This window comes from Paludibaculum fermentans (assembly GCF_015277775.1).
In the GTDB taxonomy this organism is placed as follows: domain Bacteria; phylum Acidobacteriota; class Terriglobia; order Bryobacterales; family Bryobacteraceae; genus Paludibaculum; species Paludibaculum fermentans.
Map to the genome: position 1 here is coordinate 2,231,176 of NZ_CP063849.1, position 18,375 is coordinate 2,249,550.

General features: G+C 62.2%; 18 protein-coding genes. 13 read left to right on the top strand and 5 right to left on the bottom strand.

The window, feature by feature from the left end; translation table 11 throughout:
* Positions 1 to 58: 58 nt before the first annotated feature.
* Positions 59 to 1,870 carry a winged helix-turn-helix domain-containing protein gene (locus tag IRI77_RS08865; RefSeq protein ID WP_194451709.1) on the top strand — a complete coding sequence of 604 codons (1,812 nt, stop codon included), beginning with the start codon at positions 59 to 61 and terminating at the stop codon, positions 1,868 to 1,870.
* A 69-nt stretch (positions 1,871 to 1,939) separates the two neighbouring features.
* Here IRI77_RS08865 and IRI77_RS08870 read toward each other — a convergent pair whose 3' ends face one another.
* The gene (locus tag IRI77_RS08870; RefSeq protein WP_194451710.1) at positions 1,940 to 2,107 is read right to left on the bottom strand and encodes a hypothetical protein; all 168 of its coding nucleotides are present in this window, start codon (positions 2,105 to 2,107) and stop codon (positions 1,940 to 1,942) included.
* Between the two features lie 979 nt (positions 2,108 to 3,086).
* Here IRI77_RS08870 and IRI77_RS38600 point away from each other — a divergent pair.
* The 8 genes from IRI77_RS38600 to IRI77_RS08910 all read left to right on the top strand — a co-directional run bounded on the left by IRI77_RS38600 (position 3,087) and on the right by IRI77_RS08910 (position 12,234).
* Positions 3,087 to 3,272 carry a DUF2934 domain-containing protein gene (locus IRI77_RS38600; RefSeq protein ID WP_407674109.1) on the top strand — a complete coding sequence of 62 codons (186 nt, stop codon included), beginning with the start codon at positions 3,087 to 3,089 and terminating at the stop codon, positions 3,270 to 3,272.
* A gap of 16 nt (positions 3,273 to 3,288) precedes the next feature.
* A complete protein-coding gene (locus tag IRI77_RS08880; protein WP_194451712.1) occupies positions 3,289 to 3,672 on the top strand; it encodes a hypothetical protein in 384 nt (127 codons plus the stop codon).
* Positions 3,673 to 3,891: 219 nt separating this feature from the next.
* Positions 3,892 to 4,338, top strand: a complete 447-nt coding sequence (locus IRI77_RS08885) for a response regulator (protein WP_194451713.1) — start codon at positions 3,892 to 3,894, stop codon at positions 4,336 to 4,338.
* 456 nt (positions 4,339 to 4,794) lie between these two features.
* Entirely contained in the window at positions 4,795 to 8,064 is a 3,270-nt protein-coding gene (locus IRI77_RS08890) for a CheR family methyltransferase (RefSeq protein WP_194451714.1), read from the top strand.
* The gene (locus tag IRI77_RS08895; protein ID WP_228486650.1) at positions 8,061 to 8,681 is read left to right on the top strand and encodes a response regulator transcription factor; all 621 of its coding nucleotides are present in this window, start codon (positions 8,061 to 8,063) and stop codon (positions 8,679 to 8,681) included. The genes IRI77_RS08890 and IRI77_RS08895 overlap by 4 nt, the downstream gene beginning before the upstream one ends.
* Before the next feature lie 1,289 nt (positions 8,682 to 9,970).
* Entirely contained in the window at positions 9,971 to 10,768 is a 798-nt protein-coding gene (locus IRI77_RS08900) for a nucleoside phosphorylase (protein WP_194451716.1), read from the top strand.
* Positions 10,769 to 10,888: 120 nt separating this feature from the next.
* Positions 10,889 to 11,482, top strand: coding sequence for a methyltransferase domain-containing protein (locus IRI77_RS08905; protein ID WP_194451717.1), 594 nt, complete (start codon positions 10,889 to 10,891; stop codon positions 11,480 to 11,482).
* A gap of 311 nt (positions 11,483 to 11,793) precedes the next feature.
* Positions 11,794 to 12,234: an ExbD/TolR family protein gene (locus IRI77_RS08910; protein ID WP_194451718.1), complete on the top strand. Its 441-nt coding sequence runs from the start codon at positions 11,794 to 11,796 to the stop codon at positions 12,232 to 12,234.
* Between the two features lie 166 nt (positions 12,235 to 12,400).
* On the opposite strand, the gene IRI77_RS08915 is transcribed toward IRI77_RS08910, so the two are convergent.
* On the bottom strand, positions 12,401 to 13,636 hold the full coding sequence (locus IRI77_RS08915) for an alpha/beta hydrolase-fold protein (RefSeq protein WP_194451719.1): 1,236 nt from the start codon (positions 13,634 to 13,636) through the stop codon (positions 12,401 to 12,403).
* 449 nt (positions 13,637 to 14,085) lie between these two features.
* On the opposite strand from IRI77_RS08915, the gene IRI77_RS08920 reads away from it, so the two are divergent.
* Both IRI77_RS08920 and IRI77_RS08925 read left to right on the top strand, forming a co-directional pair.
* Positions 14,086 to 14,670, top strand: a complete 585-nt coding sequence (locus IRI77_RS08920; protein ID WP_194451720.1) for a hypothetical protein — start codon at positions 14,086 to 14,088, stop codon at positions 14,668 to 14,670.
* A gap of 133 nt (positions 14,671 to 14,803) precedes the next feature.
* On the top strand, positions 14,804 to 15,184 hold the full coding sequence (locus tag IRI77_RS08925; protein WP_194451721.1) for a hypothetical protein: 381 nt from the start codon (positions 14,804 to 14,806) through the stop codon (positions 15,182 to 15,184).
* A 111-nt stretch (positions 15,185 to 15,295) separates the two neighbouring features.
* Here the strand turns inward: IRI77_RS08925 and IRI77_RS08930 are convergent, their stop codons facing one another.
* The 3 genes from IRI77_RS08930 to IRI77_RS38605 form a co-directional block, all read right to left on the bottom strand.
* Complete coding sequence (locus tag IRI77_RS08930; RefSeq protein ID WP_194451722.1) at positions 15,296 to 15,718, bottom strand: putative toxin-antitoxin system toxin component, PIN family; 423 nt, start codon at positions 15,716 to 15,718, stop codon at positions 15,296 to 15,298.
* On the bottom strand, positions 15,715 to 16,014 hold the full coding sequence (locus IRI77_RS08935; protein ID WP_194451723.1) for a type II toxin-antitoxin system Phd/YefM family antitoxin: 300 nt from the start codon (positions 16,012 to 16,014) through the stop codon (positions 15,715 to 15,717). Before IRI77_RS08935 ends, IRI77_RS08930 begins: the two co-directional genes overlap by 4 nt.
* Positions 16,015 to 16,336: 322 nt before the next feature.
* On the bottom strand, positions 16,337 to 16,474 hold the full coding sequence (locus IRI77_RS38605; RefSeq protein WP_194451724.1) for a DUF433 domain-containing protein: 138 nt from the start codon (positions 16,472 to 16,474) through the stop codon (positions 16,337 to 16,339).
* 568 nt (positions 16,475 to 17,042) lie between these two features.
* Between IRI77_RS38605 and IRI77_RS08945 the strand changes: the two genes are divergently transcribed.
* Positions 17,043 to 17,480: a GntR family transcriptional regulator gene (locus tag IRI77_RS08945; protein WP_194451725.1), complete on the top strand. Its 438-nt coding sequence runs from the start codon at positions 17,043 to 17,045 to the stop codon at positions 17,478 to 17,480.
* A complete protein-coding gene (locus IRI77_RS08950) occupies positions 17,473 to 18,369 on the top strand; it encodes an ABC transporter ATP-binding protein (protein WP_194451726.1) in 897 nt (298 codons plus the stop codon). The genes IRI77_RS08945 and IRI77_RS08950 overlap by 8 nt, the downstream gene beginning before the upstream one ends.
* Positions 18,370 to 18,375: the final 6 nt, after the last annotated feature.

The following is an 18,375-nucleotide window of genomic DNA, read 5'->3' on the forward strand; positions in this document are numbered from 1 at the left end:
CCTGGATTCCTCCTGAAATTATTCTGAAGAAACTCTCGTCCGCGCGGATGTGCTTGATATGGCACGTTGTTTCGAGTTTGGAGACTTTCGCCTCAACGAACGGGAAAGAACGCTCCTGCGTGCGGGAGTGCCGGTGAAAGTAACCCCCAAAGCCTTCGATGTGCTGTGCGTGCTGCTTGGCAGCGGCAACACGCTGGTGGAGAAGGATACGCTGCTGCGCATGGTATGGGGCGATGTCCACGTCGACGAGGCGGTGCTCGCCCGGGCCATTTCCGACCTTCGCAAGGCGCTGGGCCAGACCGAGCGGCAGGAGTGGATCGAGACCGTACCGAAGTTCGGTTATCGCTTTGCGGCCGAGGTGCACGCACCGCGGATGGAAGCGCCGGGGGAAGCGAGCCCGCCTGGAAAGTCGCGGCTGTGGTTACAGGCCACCGTCCTGGCGATCATCCTGGTGGCGATCCTGCTGGCTTGGGGCGCCACACGGCCAGGCAACCGTATTCACCGGCTGGCGGTGATGCCCTTCCAGGTTGTCGGGGGACCGGCGCACGACGCTGCTCTCAGTGTCGGCCTGGCCGATGCCCTGATCACGCGGCTCAGCAACCTCGACGGCCTGGTTGTACGTCCGTTGTCCGCCGTCCGCCGCTTCGAACTGGATCCCACCGACCCGTTACAGGCAGCGAAGCAGTTGGATGCCGACGTCGTGCTGGAAGGCACCGTCCAATTCAGTGAAGGTTCCGTGCGGGCGGGCATCCGGCTGATCCGCGCCACGGACGGCAAAGCCCTTTGGGCGGAGAGCATCGAATCGCAGGCCAACAGGCTGTTTGCCCTGGAGGATTCCATCGCTGAAGAAGTGGCCGCCAAGCTCGCCCTCCACCTGCAGGCAGCGTCTCTCCCAGGCGGCACCCCGCGCCGCGAACTGAATCCCGAGGCGCACCTGCTTTATGTTGACGGCCGATACGAATGGGGCAAGCGGTCCCGCGAGGGCCTGGAAAGAGGAGCCGCCTTCTTCCGCCAGGCAATCGAAGCGGAACCATCTTATGCGCGGGCATTCTCCGGACTGGCCGATTGCTACCTGTTGTTGGGCGCATATGGCTACTACCCCCAATTGGAGATGCTGCCGAAAGCCAAGGTGACAGCGCTGCGAGCCCTGCAACTGGACCCGGACCTGGCCGAAGCGCATGCCACGCTGGGGCTCATCAACGAAAACCTCGACTGGGACTGGAAAGAAGCGGAGCGGCAATATCGCGAGTCGATCCGGCTGGCCACCAACTACTCCACCGCGCATCACTGGTACGCCGAGTTTCTGTCGATTCTGGGGCGATTTGAAGAATCGGGCAGCGAGTTTGCGCGTGCCCGCGAGATCGATCCCATCTCACCCATCGTGCAAGTCGACGAGGCGCAGCTGTATTTCTTTGAGAGGAACTACGGCCGCAACCTGGAGCTGTTGGAACAGGTCGCCCGGCACGAGCCCTCGTTCGCGCTGGCGAGGGAGCGCATTGCCTTCACTTACATGATGCTGGGCCGGGAGGAAGACGCATTCCGCACAGCCATGACGCTGCCCGACTGCGCGGCCAACACCGGAGACTGCCGCCGCATCTGGACCGCCTGGCTGCCGCGGCGCGACGCGTCCGCTGCCCGGGCCGCACTGCAGCAATTGGAAGCCGACGCCCTCGCGGGCCGCGTGCCGCCGCATGTGGTCATGTTTGGGCACCTCCGCCAGACCCACGAGAAGGAGGCGCTAGACTGGCTGGATCGCATGGCGAGCAGCCACGCGGTGTGGCTGATCACGGCGAAAGTGAATCCCATCTTCGACCCGGTTCGCCAACATCCCAGGGCCAAGGCAGTGCTCGCCAAGCTGCATTTGATGTAGCCGGCTGGCCAGCGACCCTAGGAACTTCTGCCACTGGCTGCCGGCTATTGACGTGCCCAACCTGAACGATTACGCCACGGCGTGACTCATTTGCCGGCGGCTCTGCTCGCAACGCCTGCAGAGCTTGGCGGACTTGGCCATGAATTCGCCGCTGCTGTCCAGCCGCTCGCCTTCCTCCGCACACGCCAGACACAGCGTTGCGCAGATCTCGCAGTACTGGTGGTGGTAGTCGCTCATGCGGAGAAGGAAATCCGCGCTGGTGGCACAGGCCTGCGCACTATCAGCAAGCAGCCGCTGGTGCTGGGGGGCAGCGTGTTCCCCGCCCCCATCAGGCAGTGCTTCATGGTTCCCACGCAGACAGGGTGACAGCGCAGGCAATTCTTGGCGCAATCGCGCATGCCCTGCTCAGGTGGCTATTGTGAGGCATCTTGTTTCTCCGATTCTCTGTTCGGTGTTTGATCTCCCTCTGAACAGATGGCGAATGCCATCACTTCCCGGCGATCGCCGTTCTGGGCTAGGTGGATGATAGACCGGCGGAACTGTAGAACAGCGAGGGTGGCTTTGTCTGAGTTCCCGGCTGATTTCTCCCAATTGGAGGCCAGGTTTTGGTCATTCGTGCTGGGACGGGTCCGGTTGAAGGGCATCCCGGGTTCGCAGGGCCTTGCCCCTTAGCACACGGACTTCCGTCACAGCCTCCTGGACTAGAGTACAGTTCTTTGCCCTCGAGGGTGAATAGTAATGCCCTCGCGGCAGGCTTACGATTGAGCCTCACGAGTAATGGTCACGCTCGAATGATGTACGCAGTCAACGAGCACAACTGAAAACCGAATGCAGCAGCTTGCGGATTGAAGTACCTAAAGAGGCATGAAGTATGGTGCAACACTACCAAATCGATACTCCGACCCTGGTTTTGACAGTCGAGGGGATCGCGAGAATGCTAATTACTATTCCCAGTGACTCGGTAATTGAAGTGCCGCGAACACTTTACGGCCGGCAGGGCCTCATCGAAGTGCAATTCAACGGCACGACGGTGCTGATGTTTGCCGAGGATATCAGGCAGCGAGGAAGACGAGTGTCAAAGGTATCTGCTGCGAGGCAGTCCCCCAATGAACAGGAGGCCTAGGTCATGCCGAAAACTCTCAGCCAGCAGATGATGGCCGCGGAGGATGGAATTCTCGGCCCGGCGCATCAGGGAATCCCTCACTGGACCACCGGTATGGACAACATTCCGGACGACAGTCGGATCGGGGGATGCAGTTACAAAGAAATCGCCGCCCTCGCGTACCAACTCTGGAACAGCCGGGGGTGCCCCATCGGCTCCCCGGAGGAGGATTGGTGCCGAGCCGAGAGATGGTTACGAACGAAAGGTATAGTGCAGAGCGATCCGCCCTCCTCTGAATGAAGGACCTCCGGCCTATTTGGGCAAGTGGCGCGGACGGATATGCACGATCCGTCCGCGCGGGCCGGAAGCCGCCGTTGTTGAGCAGAAAGAACAACGAAAGGAGAACATAGTGAATCTTCCACGCGATCAGCGACTGGAACTTGAGGAATCGTGGCGATCGAAGCTCCAGGCTGCATCGGTCCGCTTTCATGCCGCCACTGAAAGGTACAGGCGCATGCTTGAGGAGCACAGCGACGAGCTGGCGATGATGCCGGCATCCACCGATGCCGTGGTGCGGGCATTGCAGGAGGAATCGGAGGCCCGGGTCGAATACGGGCGCATTCTCCGGATGTTCACCGACTTAACGATGTACGACAAATTCCCGGAAGGAGAGTCGGCTGCCGCCTCGGGCAGGAGGTAAGGATTTGTTGCTTTCGGCACTCGGAGCCGAAAGAGGTGGCGCTGCGAGGCCGGGTCCTTTCGGAGGCGATCCAGCCGGTCCAGCGCCACCAGGCGGGGGTGCGCGGTGGCTTTCGCGAGTGGACGGGAGAAGAGGCCGGTGGACTCGCGGTTCTGTGTGCCGCGTCCGGCGAGGGGACTGATGACCAGTGAGACCCAGAGCAGACGGAAGGACGAGCCAATGGTGCAGATTCTGCTCGTCTCGGAAGCGGGCGAGGATCATGAGTCCTTTAGAGAGCTCCTTGCCGATCCAGCTTGCGGGCTGCCTGGGGACGGCCCGTGGGTCCTGCGTTCCCGTCATTCGATCGCTTCCGCGCTGGCCGTGCTGGAGGGTCACCCCGTCCCGATCGTGCTCTCGGCGTGTGAACTTGGGTCTGACACGTGGAGAGAGATGCTGGACGCGCTCGCGGCATTTTCCCGTCCGCCTTTGCTGATCGTGATCTCGCGGCTTGACGACGAAGGGCTTTGGGCAGAGGCTCTCAACCTGGGGGTTTATGACCTGCTCGTGAAACCCTTCGACGCAGACGAAGTCGGGCGGATCCTCGGTCAGGCGTGGCGGCGCTGGGCGGAGCGTGACGAAGCCGAAGCGGCCAAGAGTCCTCGATACAAGACGGCTCATGCTTCCTGAGGGATCGGCTTGCCTGGGTAGCGGCCATCCCGACTTTCCGGTCTGGAGTGGGGTTGGCCGAAAAAGGAAGAGGAGAGCCGGCCGGGGGATCGGCTGCGGACGAGGGCGTCCGCCTTACTCATGGTGCTAAGCCTTGGCTTTGGAGTGGGGGGTGGTTGCGAAGTCATCGCTGCCGAGAACACTGGGACGGCCCCTGTTTTCACCGCAACCTTTGCCTTGTCTCCATTTACGGGTTTCTCCGAATTGAATTCACCGTCTTCTGAGCGCGTAGAAACGCGCGGCAGAGTGCGCCTGCAGGCGAGCAATAGACGCAACATTGGCATTCCCCTACCGCTATTCCCAGGACTCCGGCCCGGCAGAGGTGAATAAAACCTTAGGTGCGCAGTCAAAGTTGACGATTCTGTACTATTATAAAAACCATCGCAACCTATGACTGCGGAGCAGCCATTGAAAGCAATGCCGGCGGTTGTGGGAATCGGCGCAGGGCCCGGCGGTCTGGCGCCTCTCAAGGTGTTACTTGAGCACGTACCGGCCGATAGCGGACTCGCCTTGGTCATCGTGGCCCAAGTGCCCGCAGATCAGGGAGCGCCGCTTGCGGACTTGCTGCAGCCGCACGCGCGCTTTCCCGTTGAGGAGGCCAGCCAGGCAACCCCGATCGAACCGAATCGCGCCTACATCATTCCGGCGGACGCGGACCTGATGGCGATTCAAACCCATCTGCGGTGGACCCCGCTGGAGGAACGGCGGCGGGAGCGTGCGCCGATCGACCATTTGCTGCGCATGCTCGCCGGCACGTACGACGGCCATACCATCGCAGTCATCCTCACGGGCAACGGATCGGACGGCACACTCGGCATTCAGGATGTGAAGGCCAACGGTGGCGTGATCATCGTGCAGGACCCCGCCGAGGCTGAATACGGCGGGATGCCGAAGAGCGCGATCGCGACCGGCCTGGTGGATCTGGTGCTGCCGGTGGTGGAGATTCCTGAACGGATTCTGCGCTATGTGCGTGCGCGGCCTAGCCTGCGTGTCCCGGCAGAGACCGAGGTGGTCCCCCAGGGTGAGACGTTTCTGTTGAGCAAGGCATTGGCGGTTCTTCAAGCGCGGACCGGCCGTGACTTCAGCCGGTATAAGCGGACGACGATGCTGCGCCGAATTGCCCGGCGGATGCAGTTGAACTCAGTGGAAGATCTCGCGACGTACGTGGAGAGGCTGCAGGAGCAACCGGAGGAAGTGCGTGCCCTGGCCGAAGACCTTCTCATCACGGTGACACGCTTTTTCCGGGATCCTGAGGTTTTCGAACGGCTGCAACGGGTGGAAATGGAACGCCTCTTTACAGGAAAAGGGCGAGCCGACAGCGTCAGGGTGTGGTCCGTTGGCTGCGCCACCGGGGAAGAAGCATACAGCCTGGCGATGCTACTGGTGGAGGAGGCGGAAAGACACGAAGTCCCGCTCCGCATCCAGTTGTTCGCCTCGGACCTGCATAGCCGGTCCCTGGAAAAGGCTCGCGAGGGCTTCTATCCGAGCGAGATTGCGACGGATGTGGGCGCGGAGCGTTTGCAGAGGTTCTTTCAACGGGAGGCTGGCGGCTATCGCGTCCGGAAGGAACTCCGCGAACTAGTGGTGTTCTCTTCCAACAACCTGCTGACCGACGCGCCATTTTCCCGGCTGGACCTGATTTCCTGCCGCAATCTCCTGATCTATCTGGAGCGGGAACTGCAGCAGGAGGTCATCGAGCTGTTCCATTACGTGCTGAGGCCTGAGGGACTACTGGTCCTGGGCTCCGCCGAATCGATGAACCCAACGGAGCTGTTCCAGGAGGAGGACGAGAAGCTATGCCTTTTCCGGAAACGCAGCGTTCCGTCCCGACGGCCCCGGTTGCCGGTCTTTCCGTTGACCCAGGCACGTTTTTCAGGGAGCGGCGGCGCATCCGCCGAGATTCCCGGATTAGCCACTGCGCATGGCAAACAGCACCAGCAGATGGTCGAGAAGCATGCCCCCCCCAGCCTGCTGGTGGGAGCGGACAACCGGGTACTGCACCTCTCGCCGAACGTGAGCCGTTACCTGCTGCGTCCCGAGGGGGAACCGACACAGGATGCCTTGGAGATGGTGCGCGAGGAGCTTCGGCCTGAGCTCCAATTGGCGCTCGAGGAGGTGAGAGCAAACCGGGCGAGCTACGATTCCAGGCCGATTGCCGTGCGCTTCGACGAACAGAAAATTCCGGTCGTGTTGAGAGTGCGTCCCTCCCTCGAGAGCGAGGAAGAGGGGTTGGCCCTCGTGATTTTCGAGGAGCGCGAGCGCTTGAACCCGACAGAGGAAGGCCGCAAGCCGGGGTGGGCGGACGTACAACAGATTGAGGATCTGAAGCAGGCACTCCAAACGGCTCAGCAGAGCCTGGCGGACATTACCGAGGCGTATGAGAGCGGCAAGGCCGTCATGAAGGCATCGGCCAAAGACCGGCAGTCGACCACCGAAGAGCTGAGGTCCGCCATGGAAGAGCTGGAGACTTCGAGGCAGGAGCTCCAGAGCATCAACCTGGAGTTGCAGGCGGCCAACCAGAAGACCCGGCGCAAAGTGGAGGAACTGGATTTGCTCTCGAGTGACCTGCAGAACCTGCTGATCTCCACCGACATTGCGACGTTGTTTCTGGACCGTGATCTGCGAATCCTGCGATTTACGCCGAAGCTCGGCGATTTGTTCAATGTCCGCGGGAGGGACCGTGGCCGGCCCATCTCGGATTTGACGCACCGCCTCGGTTATGACGACTTGCGGCGGGATGCGGAAACCGTGCTCGGCGGGCTTGTTCCCGTCGAACGCGAATTGCAGGATGATGCCGGGAAATGGTACCTGACGCGCATCCGTCCCTACCGAGATAGCGATGATCGGATTAACGGGGTTGTCGTCACCTTTGTCGACATCACGGACCGCAAGGATGCCGAACGCATGCGTCTTGAGATCCAGGCGAGACAGCAGGCCACCGCGACCGAACAAGCGATACGCAAGAAGGAAGCGGAACTGGCTCGTGTTTCCAGGACGCTGATGGTGGGGGAGCTGGCGACTTCCATCGCGCACGAAGTCAATCAGCCGCTGGTCGGCGTGATCACGAATGCGCAGGCGGGCCTGCGCTGGCTGGAGGGGGCAGCTCCCAATATCGACGAGGCGAGGCAGTCCCTGGAGCTGATTGTGCGGGATGGCAATCGAGCGGGCAATGTGATCCAGCGGGTTCGGGCATTCGTGAAGAAGGAGAGCAGCGGAGCAGCAGCTCTCGATCTCGGCCAGGTGGTTCGAGAGACGATCACGCTGCTGGAATTTGACATGGAACACAAAGGAATCAGCCTGGTTCTGGACATCTCTGAGGGGTTGCCGTTGATCCACGGCGATCGCACCCAATTGGAGCAAGTCATTCTGAACCTGGTGATTAACGCAGTTGAAGCGATGGCCGGTGTAGAGGACCGGCCTTGTGAGTTAGTGGTGAGTGTGAAGAGCGCAGGCGCGGCGGGTGTTCTGGTTGCAGTCGGCGATTCCGGCACTGGGATGGATCCGAACCACATCGACAGAATTTGCGATGCCTTCTTTACGACCAAAGCCAATGGCGTTGGGATGGGGTTGTCCATTAGCCGATCCATTATTGAAGCTCACGGAGGGAGAATATGGGCAACTCAGAACGACGGCCCGGGATTGACCGTGCAGTTCAGCTTGCCGGTGGACGCCACGAATCCTCGGTGAACCCAGAGGAAGCCACGGTGTACGTGGTCGATGACGATGTATCGGTGCGAGAGGCGATCAGGAATCTGTTGCGCTCGGTTGGCCTGAAGGTGGAAAGCTTCCGAACGGCGCAGGATTTTCTTGTGAGTGATCCGCGCGGCCTGGGGTGCCTGATTCTGGATGTGCGGCTGCCCGGTGCGAGCGGCCTGGAACTTCAGCGGCAGCTCATTGAGAGGAACCGCGAGATTCCAATTATCTTCATCACGGGGCACGGAGATATTCCCATGTCGGTGAAGGCGATCAAAGCGGGCGCGGTGGAGTTTCTCACCAAGCCCTTCCGCGATCAGGATCTGCTGGATGCGGTTCAGCAAGCCATTGATCGCGATCTGGAGAGGCGGAGCCGGGAACAGGAGATGTCGGACCTGCGGGAGCGGCATGCCTCGTTGACGCCTCGGGAGCTCGAGGTGATGAGGTTCGTGGTTCGCGGGCTCATCAACAAGCAGATTGCCTCCGAAATGGGTGTGACGGAGTCGACTGTGAAGATGCATCGGGGGCAGTTGATGCTGAAGATGAAGGCGGAATCGCTGGCGGACCTGATTCGGGCGGCGGAGAGGTTCAGCCAGGCGGAAGAGGGGTGAGGGGGGCTGTTTTGAGGACGCGGGCGTAGCCCATCGCTTACGCTCCGGGACAGGGGAGGGGCGGGCAGGCTACGGGGCGGGTCCTTGTGGTTGACCATGGGTTCGACCGCGGACCAGGGGGTCCGCCTAACTGTACGGGTGCCGGGGTAGAGGAGCGTGGTTCGAACTTTGGGGATTGCTGGGGTTTTGGGGCCTCCGGGGAAGTGGTTTGGGTGTCCGTGGCCCGATCCTTTCCAGTCGCGATTCGCAGCAGGGTGGGGACCCCTACCTGACGGGTCGGGGTTCGGAGAGTGATCGGTCCCCGGCGGTGGTGCTGCGTTGAGACTTCCTCTGGTTTGGCGGGGCTTTGGGCCATTGGGCCGGAGTCCTTGGCGGGACTTCCGCCTCGAACCGCTGTGGACGGAGGCCCCGCCTGCATCGACCACTCCGAACGATTACGCCACGGCGTGACTCATTTGCCGGCAGCTCTGCTCGCAACGCCTGCAGAGCTTGGCGCACTTGGCCATGAATTCGTCGCTGCTGTCCAGCCGCTCGCATTCCTCCGCGCACGCCAGACACAGCGTTGCGCAGATCTCGCAGTACTGGTGGTGGTAGTCGCTCATGCGGAGAAGGAAGTCCGCGCTGGTGGCACAGGCCTGCGCACAATCAGCAAGCAGCCGCTGGTGCTGGGGGGCAGCATGCTCACCCCCGCGCATCAGGCAGTGCGTCATGGTTTCCACGCAGACAGCGTGACAGTTCAGACAATTCTCGGCGCAATCGCGCATACTTTTGCCCAGGTGGCCATTGTGAGGCATCTTGTTTCTCCGATTCTCTGTTCGATTTTTGATCTCCCTCTGAACAGATGGCAAATTCCATCACTTCCACCGAGCCCAGTTACCTGTCGCTTACCCACACTGTAGGTGGATTCCCTGAGCAGGGCAACCGTATCGCGTGGAATGTGGTGAGTGGGAGAAAGTATTGGAGTCCCGGGCGTGAGTTGCGGACAGCTGCAGCCGGGGGCTAAGCCCATCGCGGAATTAGACCTGGACGACCCAGTTTCCAGTGGTTTCACAGGGTATGCGTCTCGTGAACGTCGGCCGGGGCGGTCGAAGAATCGGGACTCGCATTTGTCCCAGAGGCCATTTCGGCGATTTGATTCCGCCAGGATGTGAGCCAAGGTTCGGCAAAATCCGGTGAAACAGGCCAGGCTGAGGTGCACCCGAGAGGCATCCGGCACTGGCCAGGGCAAGCCGACGTTGCCTCTCGACCTACATTGGCGGTCAGGCAACTCCGGCTACTATGGGAGTTCCATGCAAGCGAAGGTCAACCTGCCGCTGTTGTGCCACGATCTCGAGGCTCCGGCGGCATTCACGGCAGAAGGGCTGGTCCAGTCCCTCAGAGCAGCGCGCAGGCTGGCCGCAGTCCCGGTTCCTCCCATTTGCGTCCTGGATTTCGACGGCGACCTGACCGACTGGCTGGTGCGCCACCGACTCGTCGAGCCCTTCGAACCCTGGGCCTGCTTTCACACCACGATGTACTGGTTTGAAGCAGAAGGCATCCGCTGCGGAATCATCGCCCGCACGATCGGCGGACCGTACGCTGTCCTAATTGCCGAACAACTCCATGTCTGCGGCGCGCGCTTGATCCTTGGGCTCACCTCGGCGGGCCGTGTCTCACCGACACTGCCCCTGCCGAGCCTGGTCATTCCGACGAGCGCCGTGCGCGACGAAGGAACCTCGTTTCACTACCTGCCGCCGTCGGCCCTGGTGGGTGCGCCCACTCCGGTGAACGATCTGCTGGCCGAAGAACTCCGTCCCCTGGGGATCCCGGTCGCTCAGGGCTGTGTCTGGACCACGGACGCGCCCTATCGCGAGACCGAAGACGACCTCCAGAAACATGCCAACGGCGGAGTGCTTGCGGTCGAAATGCAGACGGCCTCCCTGTTCGCGTTCGCAGCGGCAAGGGGAGCCCGTGTCGTAGTGGTCGCCCACCTGACGAACGCAGTCGACCACCAGGAGGAGCAGTTCGACAAGGGCACGGACGAAGAATCGTTCCTGCTGCTGAAAGCCATGCTTCGCGCGGGCAGGCGCTTTCTGACGGCGCAGTGAGAATGAAACTCAGGGAGCCTGAGCCCATTCGTCCATGGACGCTGCAGGCGTTCGCGGCGGACGGGATCCGGTGAATTCCAGCACTGGTGCCGGACTTCCGGTTTGCGCAAGACTGGAAGCGTGGCAAGTGATCCAGTGAGTCTGCGCACCAGTGTTCGAGAAGCGTATTCCAGCGCTTCAACCGATCCGACAGCACGCCATCCATTCCCGATCGGGGCGGAGTTTGCGCGCAGCCTGGGATACCCGGATGCGATCCTGAACTCGATTCCGGGCGGCTCGCTGGAGAGCTTCGCCGGAGTTTCCAATGTCTCCGTCTTCGCCTCCCTGCCGGAGTCGAGCACGGTGGTGGATCTCGGCTGCGGTTCCGGCTTGGATACTTTCATTGCAGGCCAAAGGGCCGGTTTGCGGGGCCACGCAATTGGTATCGACTTCAGCGAAGCGATGCTGCGCCGCGCCAATGAGTCGTGCCGCCGGCTCGCCTTGAGCAACGTGGTTTTCGTCCAGGCCTCGGCCGAGCAGTTGCCCTTGCGTGATGCGTCAATCGATCACGTCCTGGTTAACGGCATCTTCAACCTGAATCCCTTTCGCGACCAGATTTTCCTCGAACTTGCGCGGGTCCTGAAGCCCGGAGGCTCTGTCTTTGGAGCGGAGCTGATCCTGCAGGCCCCGCTGGAAAGCACCGCTCGAACCGGAGCGGCCAACTGGTTCTCGTGAGTGGCCGGCGCGAAGGAGGCGGTCGCTTTCTGTGATGAGTTCCGGCAGGCCGGTTTCCGGGACGTGAAGATCGTGCGGACCACTCGGAACGCAAGAACCAAGAACCCAGCCGTGCTGGCCGCGGAGATTGTAGCCATCCGCTGAACGCGGCCATTCCGGATCGGCACCGAACGGGATCTGTGTTTGGCGGAGCACTCCGTATCGCCTCGGAGCGAAACCGCTGCCACGGAGGCGTCCGCCTGCTTCTGCCGAATGCTCCGTAGAAGCCTGGCAGGGCACTAGACCCAGCCCGCTGGTGTCTGCAGGTGCATATGCAGAGGCGTTTGCTACTGATGGCGGCTGTAGCGGCGGTCCTGCTGTGGCTGCGAATGCCGCACGGGTCTTCGCACAACCATCAACCGGTTGGACAAGAGGTGAGAGTTGCCTCGGCTGTCCCCTGCTTCGGGCGGCTGCCAGCAGGCGAATCCGTGCGGGTGGTGCGTCGCGGCAGAGTGATCCTGCGGACGGAGGAGATGCCGTTGGACGAATTGGATGCTCGTCTGGCGGCCAGCTTCCGAGATCGCACACAGCGGGTCGTATTCCTGCGTGCCGAAGAGGGACTCCGATTTCGAGATATCGCTGAGGTCATCGCGACCGCGAAGAAGCATGCCGACTACGTAGTGCTGGTCTCACCCAAGACAGAACTGATACTGCGGTCACAGACCGGGCTCTGCCGCGACCCTCACATCACATTCCCGGAGATCCTGATGTGAAGGCGGTGGTCACGGCGCAGTTTCGGAGGATCCGGAGGAGGGGGCACTGCTGCCTCTCACAAATTGAACATTGCGCGGCCGGGGTGCGGTGGAGGGTGGGACGTCCTAGTGAGCTGGCGGACGTCCCTGTTCCACGCGAGATTTGCGGCTGTGCCTGACTGAGCCCCTACTTCTTCTGTGCCGCAGCGATGGACTTCTGTGCCGCGGCCTGGAAGAGCCGTGGCGCGAAGTCCTGGAGGTCGCGGCGCCAGGTCTGCCATTCGTGATCCGTGCCGGGCGACTCGTAGTAGACGTGCTGGATCTTGGCCTCCTCGAGGGAGGCGTGCAGTTTCTGGATGCCCTGCCGCATGCGCTCCGGCTCAGTGGTGCCGACGCCGAACCAGAGCAGGTGGACGCGTTTCGCAAAGGCGGCCGGGTCGGCCATGGCTCCATTGAACGCGGTCTTCGTGTCGAGTTTGTCGCTGCCCGCCGCGAAGGCATTGGCCGCTCCGCTGAAGCCGCCGATGTAGGTGAACAGGTCGAGGTGATTGAAGGTCACGTGGAAGGTCTGCATGCCGCCCATGGAGAGACCGGCCATGGCGCGATGCTCGCGCGTGGTCAGGGTGCGGAAGTTGGAATCGATGTACGGGATGAGCGCCTGGGTGACGTCGTCCTCGAACGCCGTCATCATGTCCTGCATCACCTTTCTCATCTCGGGGGAGCCAAACCCTTTTCCGCGGAGATCGGGCACCGTCTGGCCGGCGCGGCGCGCGTAGCCGTTCGCCATCACCACCAGCATCGGCTTTGCTTTGCGGGCGGCGATCAGGTTGTCGAGGATGAAATTGGCTCTGCCCTGCCGTGTCCAGCCGGACTCGTCCTCGCCGCCGCCGTGCTGGAGATAGAGCACCGGGTAGCGTTCCTTGATCTGCGCGTCATAGCCCGGGGGCGTGTAGACCAAAGCATGACGCCAGGTGCCGGTGACCTTGGAGTTGTACCAGATCTCGCGCACCTGCCCGTGCGGAACATCCTGTGGCAAGTAGTAGGTGGCTCCGGCCTCAGGCACTTCTACCGCGCTGGCCCACTTGCTGCCGCCAAAATACGCCGTGCTGCCGGGGTCACTGACTTCGGCGCCGTCGACGATGACCGTATAGTAGTGCAGGCCCGGAGCGAGCGGCGGCGTAGTGAAGGTCCAGAAGCCATCCGCTTGTTTTTCCATGTCGGCCTTGGGACCGCTCCAGAAGTTGACCCTGACCTTGGCGGCATCCGGCGCCTTGAAGCGGATCTCGACGCGTGAATCGTTATCGACGCGGGGATACTGTGCATCGAGGACATTCGATGTCGCGGGTTTGAAAGTGCCCGAGTCCTGCGCCAGGCAGGTGCCGGCGAAGGCCAGGACCAGACTTGCTAATGCCGTCAGCCTCATGTTTATCTCCAGATCGAATTCAGTAAGAGTGGACGCCGCGGGCGAGGTCGCTCGGGTTTCCTGGATGACATCGTATTCCACTGGAGCGCGGAATGCCAATGGGGTGGGTGAGGGCGCCGGGGGGACGGGCGGGACGGACCGGTGCTCGGCGGTGGAGGATCGATGTACCGATTCAGTTGGGGAGGGGGCTGAGCTGGTTTCGAGAACGCACCAGGAGTGCCGGGCTGGAGCGAACACTGTTCCGCGGTGAGAAACGCCGGTCACTTCGAGGAGCGGCCAAGATCCTGTTGCCTTTCCAGCCGCCAGGCGGTGGGTGCCGTCACGCCGACTTGCAGAGAACCGGTCCCTCCGGACCTCCTCTCGCCCCGATGCCCACCCAGGTTTCATGGTGAGACATATCGGGTGATTGCCCTACCCGATTGTCGCCATGGTCTGCCGATTATGGACCCATGCCGTCAATCAGTTCCGAACCCTATCAGATCCCAGTGAACCGCGAGGGGACCAGCGAGCGGATTCTGTATCCGGGGCGGCTCCGCATGCTGTTCCTCGCCGTGGCCTGCTCGGTTGTTGCGCTCATCGGCCTTGGCGCGCGCGGCGGCGGATGGCTCCTGGGATTGCTGGCCGGTATCGGCGCCGTCATCTCCTTCACCAGTCTCCTGCCGAGCGCTGCCTGGCTGAAGCTGGATACCCAGGGCTTCACGTACCGGATCGCGTTTCGCACGCACCAGTACAATTGGGCCGATATCCAGTCGTTCGCGGTCCTGACCAGGCGCTATCTGGGCATCATCCCGATCAGCCGAAGTGTCTGCTTCACGTTCACCGCGGAGCACAAGAAGACCAAGAGCCTTTTGCTGCGGATGGCGACGGTGATTGCCCGCTTCGACGGTCAGTTGCCGGACAACTACGGAATGAAGGCCCGCGACCTGGCCGCGCTGATGGAGATCTGGCGGCTGCAGTCGGCGAGCAACGCGGTGGCGCCGGACCTGGCGCGGTTCCGGAGTGCAAGTTTTCCCGGAGTGAATCGCGTTTCGTAGGCTCGGAGCTGCCAGGGGACGGCGACTCGGCCTTGTGTGGGAAATCGTGTCCATCGCATGCAGGCATGGTGGCCAGCGACTGCGAGGCCGGGCCCCAGGACTACCCGCACTAAGGGTTTAGACTGAAACCATTATGAAGGGACGTACAACTGCCTGGCTCCGCAAAAAGGCCAAGCGCGGCTTCCGCGGCTACCCCATCGCCACGGTAGCCTTCTATGGACCGACGGGGGATTTCGCCACAAAGGTGGTGGCGTCCATCTTTCCCGACGAAGGAAGCGACCCCGCTGCGATGGAGCGCTGGTTTACCCAGGACACGGACGTGCGCACCGATGCGGAGATTGGCGAGCAGGTGATTGCGTTTGTGAGGGGGCATGCCGCCCTGTCGATTGTAGTGACGGACGGGATCATCGGCTGCCCGCATGAGGAAGGCATCGACTACCCGGATGGAACCTCATGCCCGAAGTGCCCAAACTGGGCGGGGCGGGACCGGTGGACGGGTGAGCGGGTTCACTGAGGGGAGGGACGCGCGGGCTGGCAGGAGACGGGGCTCCACTTAGAGGCCTGAGCTATCCGTATGGACTCTGGAGGAGCAAAGGGAAGCTCGTCATTCCTGCCCTTCCAGGGTTCAAGGAATCAGGTGCGGAGCCACGACGTCAAGGAACTCGCGCGACGAGATGACCTTGGTCTTCTTCCAGAATTTCGGAAAATGCTTCTGATTGCCGGTTACGAGGTAATCGGCCCGCGCCGAATCCGCGCATTCGAGGAACTTATTATCGTCCAGGTCTTTCGTCACCAGGAGCGGGCGGGCCGGCTTGACGAGGTGAGCCTTGCTCCGTATGAGTTCGAGAAGTTGTTGGCGAAGCCCCTTGCGAATCTTGAGTTCCGGCCGCGCCAAGACCTCGCGGTATTCGTCGAGAATCGCCTCGGAAATGTACAGGGCCGCCGGCTTCGTAGTAGCAAGGAGCAGAACGGACCGCGGGATCCCGCTCGGATTGAGGGCAGCCGAGACCAGGATGTTGGTATCGATGACTAGGCGGAGCGGAATCACGCAGGCTTGCGCTTTTTGGCGCGCGTCGCCTGGATGACCTGTTCAATCTGCCGCGACGAGAGCTTGTCTGTGCCCTTCTGGCGCGATTCTTCTCCGATGAGCCTGAGCACCTCCGGCTCCGGTGCCGCAAGCCGCACATAGTCGCGGATGCTCAGAAGCACGGCCCTCGGTGTCCCGCGCTTCTCGATGACGAGCGAGCGGTGCTCGTTTTCCACCCGGCGCAGTAATTTGCCGAAGCCGGTGCGGGCGGTCAGGGCCGAAACGACGATGCTCTCATTCTTGTCGGTGGGCTGCATGGGAAGTGTCCATTTCAATTATCCGAAGTGTACAGTTGATCCGCAAACGCGTCGAGACGTGTTGAGACGCCAGGCGGTCCCGCAGGCGCACCCGTTACCCCGCTTCTTCCCCTGCCCGCCGGCCTCCGCGCAAGGCGAGCCGCTGACGTCCGAGGCATGAGGCGAGGGACTGCAGCTGGGCGCTGTGGACAGAGAGCGCGAGGCCATCTGGTTTCCGAGAAGCAGAGCGTGCGCGCGGTCTTGCGGCCAGCCCGACTCGGGCGGCGTGCTCATAAATGGCCCGAAAGTCATCCCGTTCCAAATCGGGATAGTCGAGAATGATCTAATCCTCACTCTCACCGGCAGCGAGCCAACCGAGCACATCCCACACGGTGATCCGCGGATTTCGGATGCAGGGCTGGCCGGACCTTTTGCCGGGTTCAATTGTGATGCGCTTATCGTCCACGATCTTCACCTTCATGGTAACGCCGGCGAAGTTGCACGTCACTACCACTCAGGCGCCAATGACACCACTGGACCGCCTCCCTCGCTGGCAACTTCCGTCGGCCAGCACTGTGCGGCCGTCTGGCGCCTTGGCCCTCATCCTCCTAGCTCCGATTGCTGCCTTCCTGGGGCTGTCGCGTTGCCATCGCATCCAACGCGCGGCAGTTCGCCTCTACGCCGAGGAACGATTGGCGTAACCACAGTGCGCCCGGCAGTTGGCGCTTTGTGCGTTTGGGTGATCCGTCCCAACGGCTGTTTTGCCGCAGAGAATGAGTATGCTTAGGCACAGTATGGCCAATATCCGGGACGCTGGCGGGTCCGATAGGCGGCTTATATTCCGCTGCTCACACAGACGAACCCGGCACGGAGCGGCACCGGATCAATCCTAAATACATGCTCGATAGTGCGGTGGCTGAACTACTACGCTTTGCACTTACACGCACTTACGAAAGGTACGCGCCAGGCAGCCCACCTTCCTCTAACTTCTTCCCTTTCCTTAGGCTTCCTTCAGAAAGTGTGTTGACAGCCACTGCACAAGTGATATAGTGCTCTATATCACTTCCATGCAGTTGAATGTTCATCCCGGAGCCGAAGTCCCCATCTACCGCCAGATCATGCGGCAGATCACCGAGGCTGTCGCCGGAGGCCGGCTGCGGCCCGGTGACAAGCTCACGTCCCATCGCGACCTGGCTGAAGAGCTGGTGATCGCTCCGCTGACGGTGAAGAAGGCCTATGACGAGTTGGAGCTCGCCGGGCTTATCGAGACCGTCCGTGGGCGGGGCACCTTTGTCGTGGAACGGCCGCCGCTTCAGAGTCCGGACGAGCGGCGCATCCAGTTGCGGGAGCACGCGCGGCACTTTCTCACCCAGGCGTTTCTGGACCGGCTGAGCTGGCAGGAAGCGCTGGAGGTGCTGCAGGAAGCGCGCACGGAAATCGAGGGCGCGCAGGCGTCCCAGCAGGAAACGGAGCAAAACCATGAATAGCGTTCTGGAGTTCATTGGCGTCGAACGAGCGTACAAACAGGGCGTGCCGGTGCTCGACGGGATCACCTTCTCGATGGCCGCCGGCGAGGTAGCCGGCCTGCTGGGCCGCAACGGCGCGGGCAAGACAACCTTGATCCGCATCGCCATGGGGATGTTGAAGCCGCAGGCCGGGCAGGTGCGCGTGTTCGGCCTCGATCCGGCGCGCGACGCGGTGGAGATCAAGCGCCGCCTCGGCTTTGTGGCCGAAGACCAGGTGCTGCCCGCGTGGGCCCGGGTCCAGGAGCTGATCGACTTCCACCGCTACCTGTTCCCGCGTTGGGACGAGGCTCTGGAACGCCAGTTGGCCGAGCGCTTCGAGCTGCGCCGCGGCGAGAAGATCAAGAACCTGAGCAAGGGCCAGGCGCGCCAGGTAGCGTTGCTGCTGGCCGTCTGCCACCGGCCGGAGTTGCTGGTGCTGGACGAGCCCGCCGGCGGCCTGGATCCCGTGGTGCGGCGCGAGTTCCTGGAAACCTCCATTGAACTGCTGAACCGCGAAGGCACGGCCATTCTCTTCTCCTCGCACCACATGGGCGATGTGGAGCGGTTGGCCGGACGGGTGGTGCTGCTGGACGGCGGCAGGGTCCGCATCGACAGCGATCTGGATCAACTGCGCGAACGGCACTGCGTGGCGCTGGTGTCGAAGGGCGCTGTGTCGAGTGCGGCGGTGCTGGAAGAGATGCCAGGCTGCCTGCGGGCCCGAACGCAGGGCGAGAGCTGGCACGCGGTGTTCGCGGGCGATCCGGCGGAAGTGGAGCAGCGCATCCGTCTGGGCCTGGGCTCGAACGGGGTGCGCTGTTCGCGCGTGCCGCTGGAGGAGCTGTTCATCGAGTTCGTAGGCGCGCAGCAGTAAGGGAGC

Coding starts and splice junctions, on each gene's coding strand:
- IRI77_RS08865 (WP_194451709.1), top strand. CDS start 59: ATGGCACGTTGTTTCGAGTTTGGAGACTTTCGCCTCAACGAACGGGAA.
- IRI77_RS08870 (WP_194451710.1), bottom strand. CDS start 2,107: ATGAGCGACTACCACCACCAGTACTGCGAGATCTGCGCAACGCTGTGT.
- IRI77_RS38600 (WP_407674109.1), top strand. CDS start 3,087: ATGGACAACATTCCGGACGACAGTCGGATCGGGGGATGCAGTTACAAA.
- IRI77_RS08885 (WP_194451713.1), top strand. CDS start 3,892: ATGGTGCAGATTCTGCTCGTCTCGGAAGCGGGCGAGGATCATGAGTCC.
- IRI77_RS08890 (WP_194451714.1), top strand. CDS start 4,795: ATGCCGGCGGTTGTGGGAATCGGCGCAGGGCCCGGCGGTCTGGCGCCT.
- IRI77_RS08900 (WP_194451716.1), top strand. CDS start 9,971: ATGCAAGCGAAGGTCAACCTGCCGCTGTTGTGCCACGATCTCGAGGCT.
- IRI77_RS08910 (WP_194451718.1), top strand. CDS start 11,794: ATGCAGAGGCGTTTGCTACTGATGGCGGCTGTAGCGGCGGTCCTGCTG.
- IRI77_RS08915 (WP_194451719.1), bottom strand. CDS start 13,636: ATGAGGCTGACGGCATTAGCAAGTCTGGTCCTGGCCTTCGCCGGCACC.
- IRI77_RS08920 (WP_194451720.1), top strand. CDS start 14,086: ATGCCGTCAATCAGTTCCGAACCCTATCAGATCCCAGTGAACCGCGAG.
- IRI77_RS08925 (WP_194451721.1), top strand. CDS start 14,804: ATGAAGGGACGTACAACTGCCTGGCTCCGCAAAAAGGCCAAGCGCGGC.
- IRI77_RS08935 (WP_194451723.1), bottom strand. CDS start 16,014: ATGCAGCCCACCGACAAGAATGAGAGCATCGTCGTTTCGGCCCTGACC.
- IRI77_RS38605 (WP_194451724.1), bottom strand. CDS start 16,474: ATGAAGGTGAAGATCGTGGACGATAAGCGCATCACAATTGAACCCGGC.
- IRI77_RS08950 (WP_194451726.1), top strand. CDS start 17,473: ATGAATAGCGTTCTGGAGTTCATTGGCGTCGAACGAGCGTACAAACAG.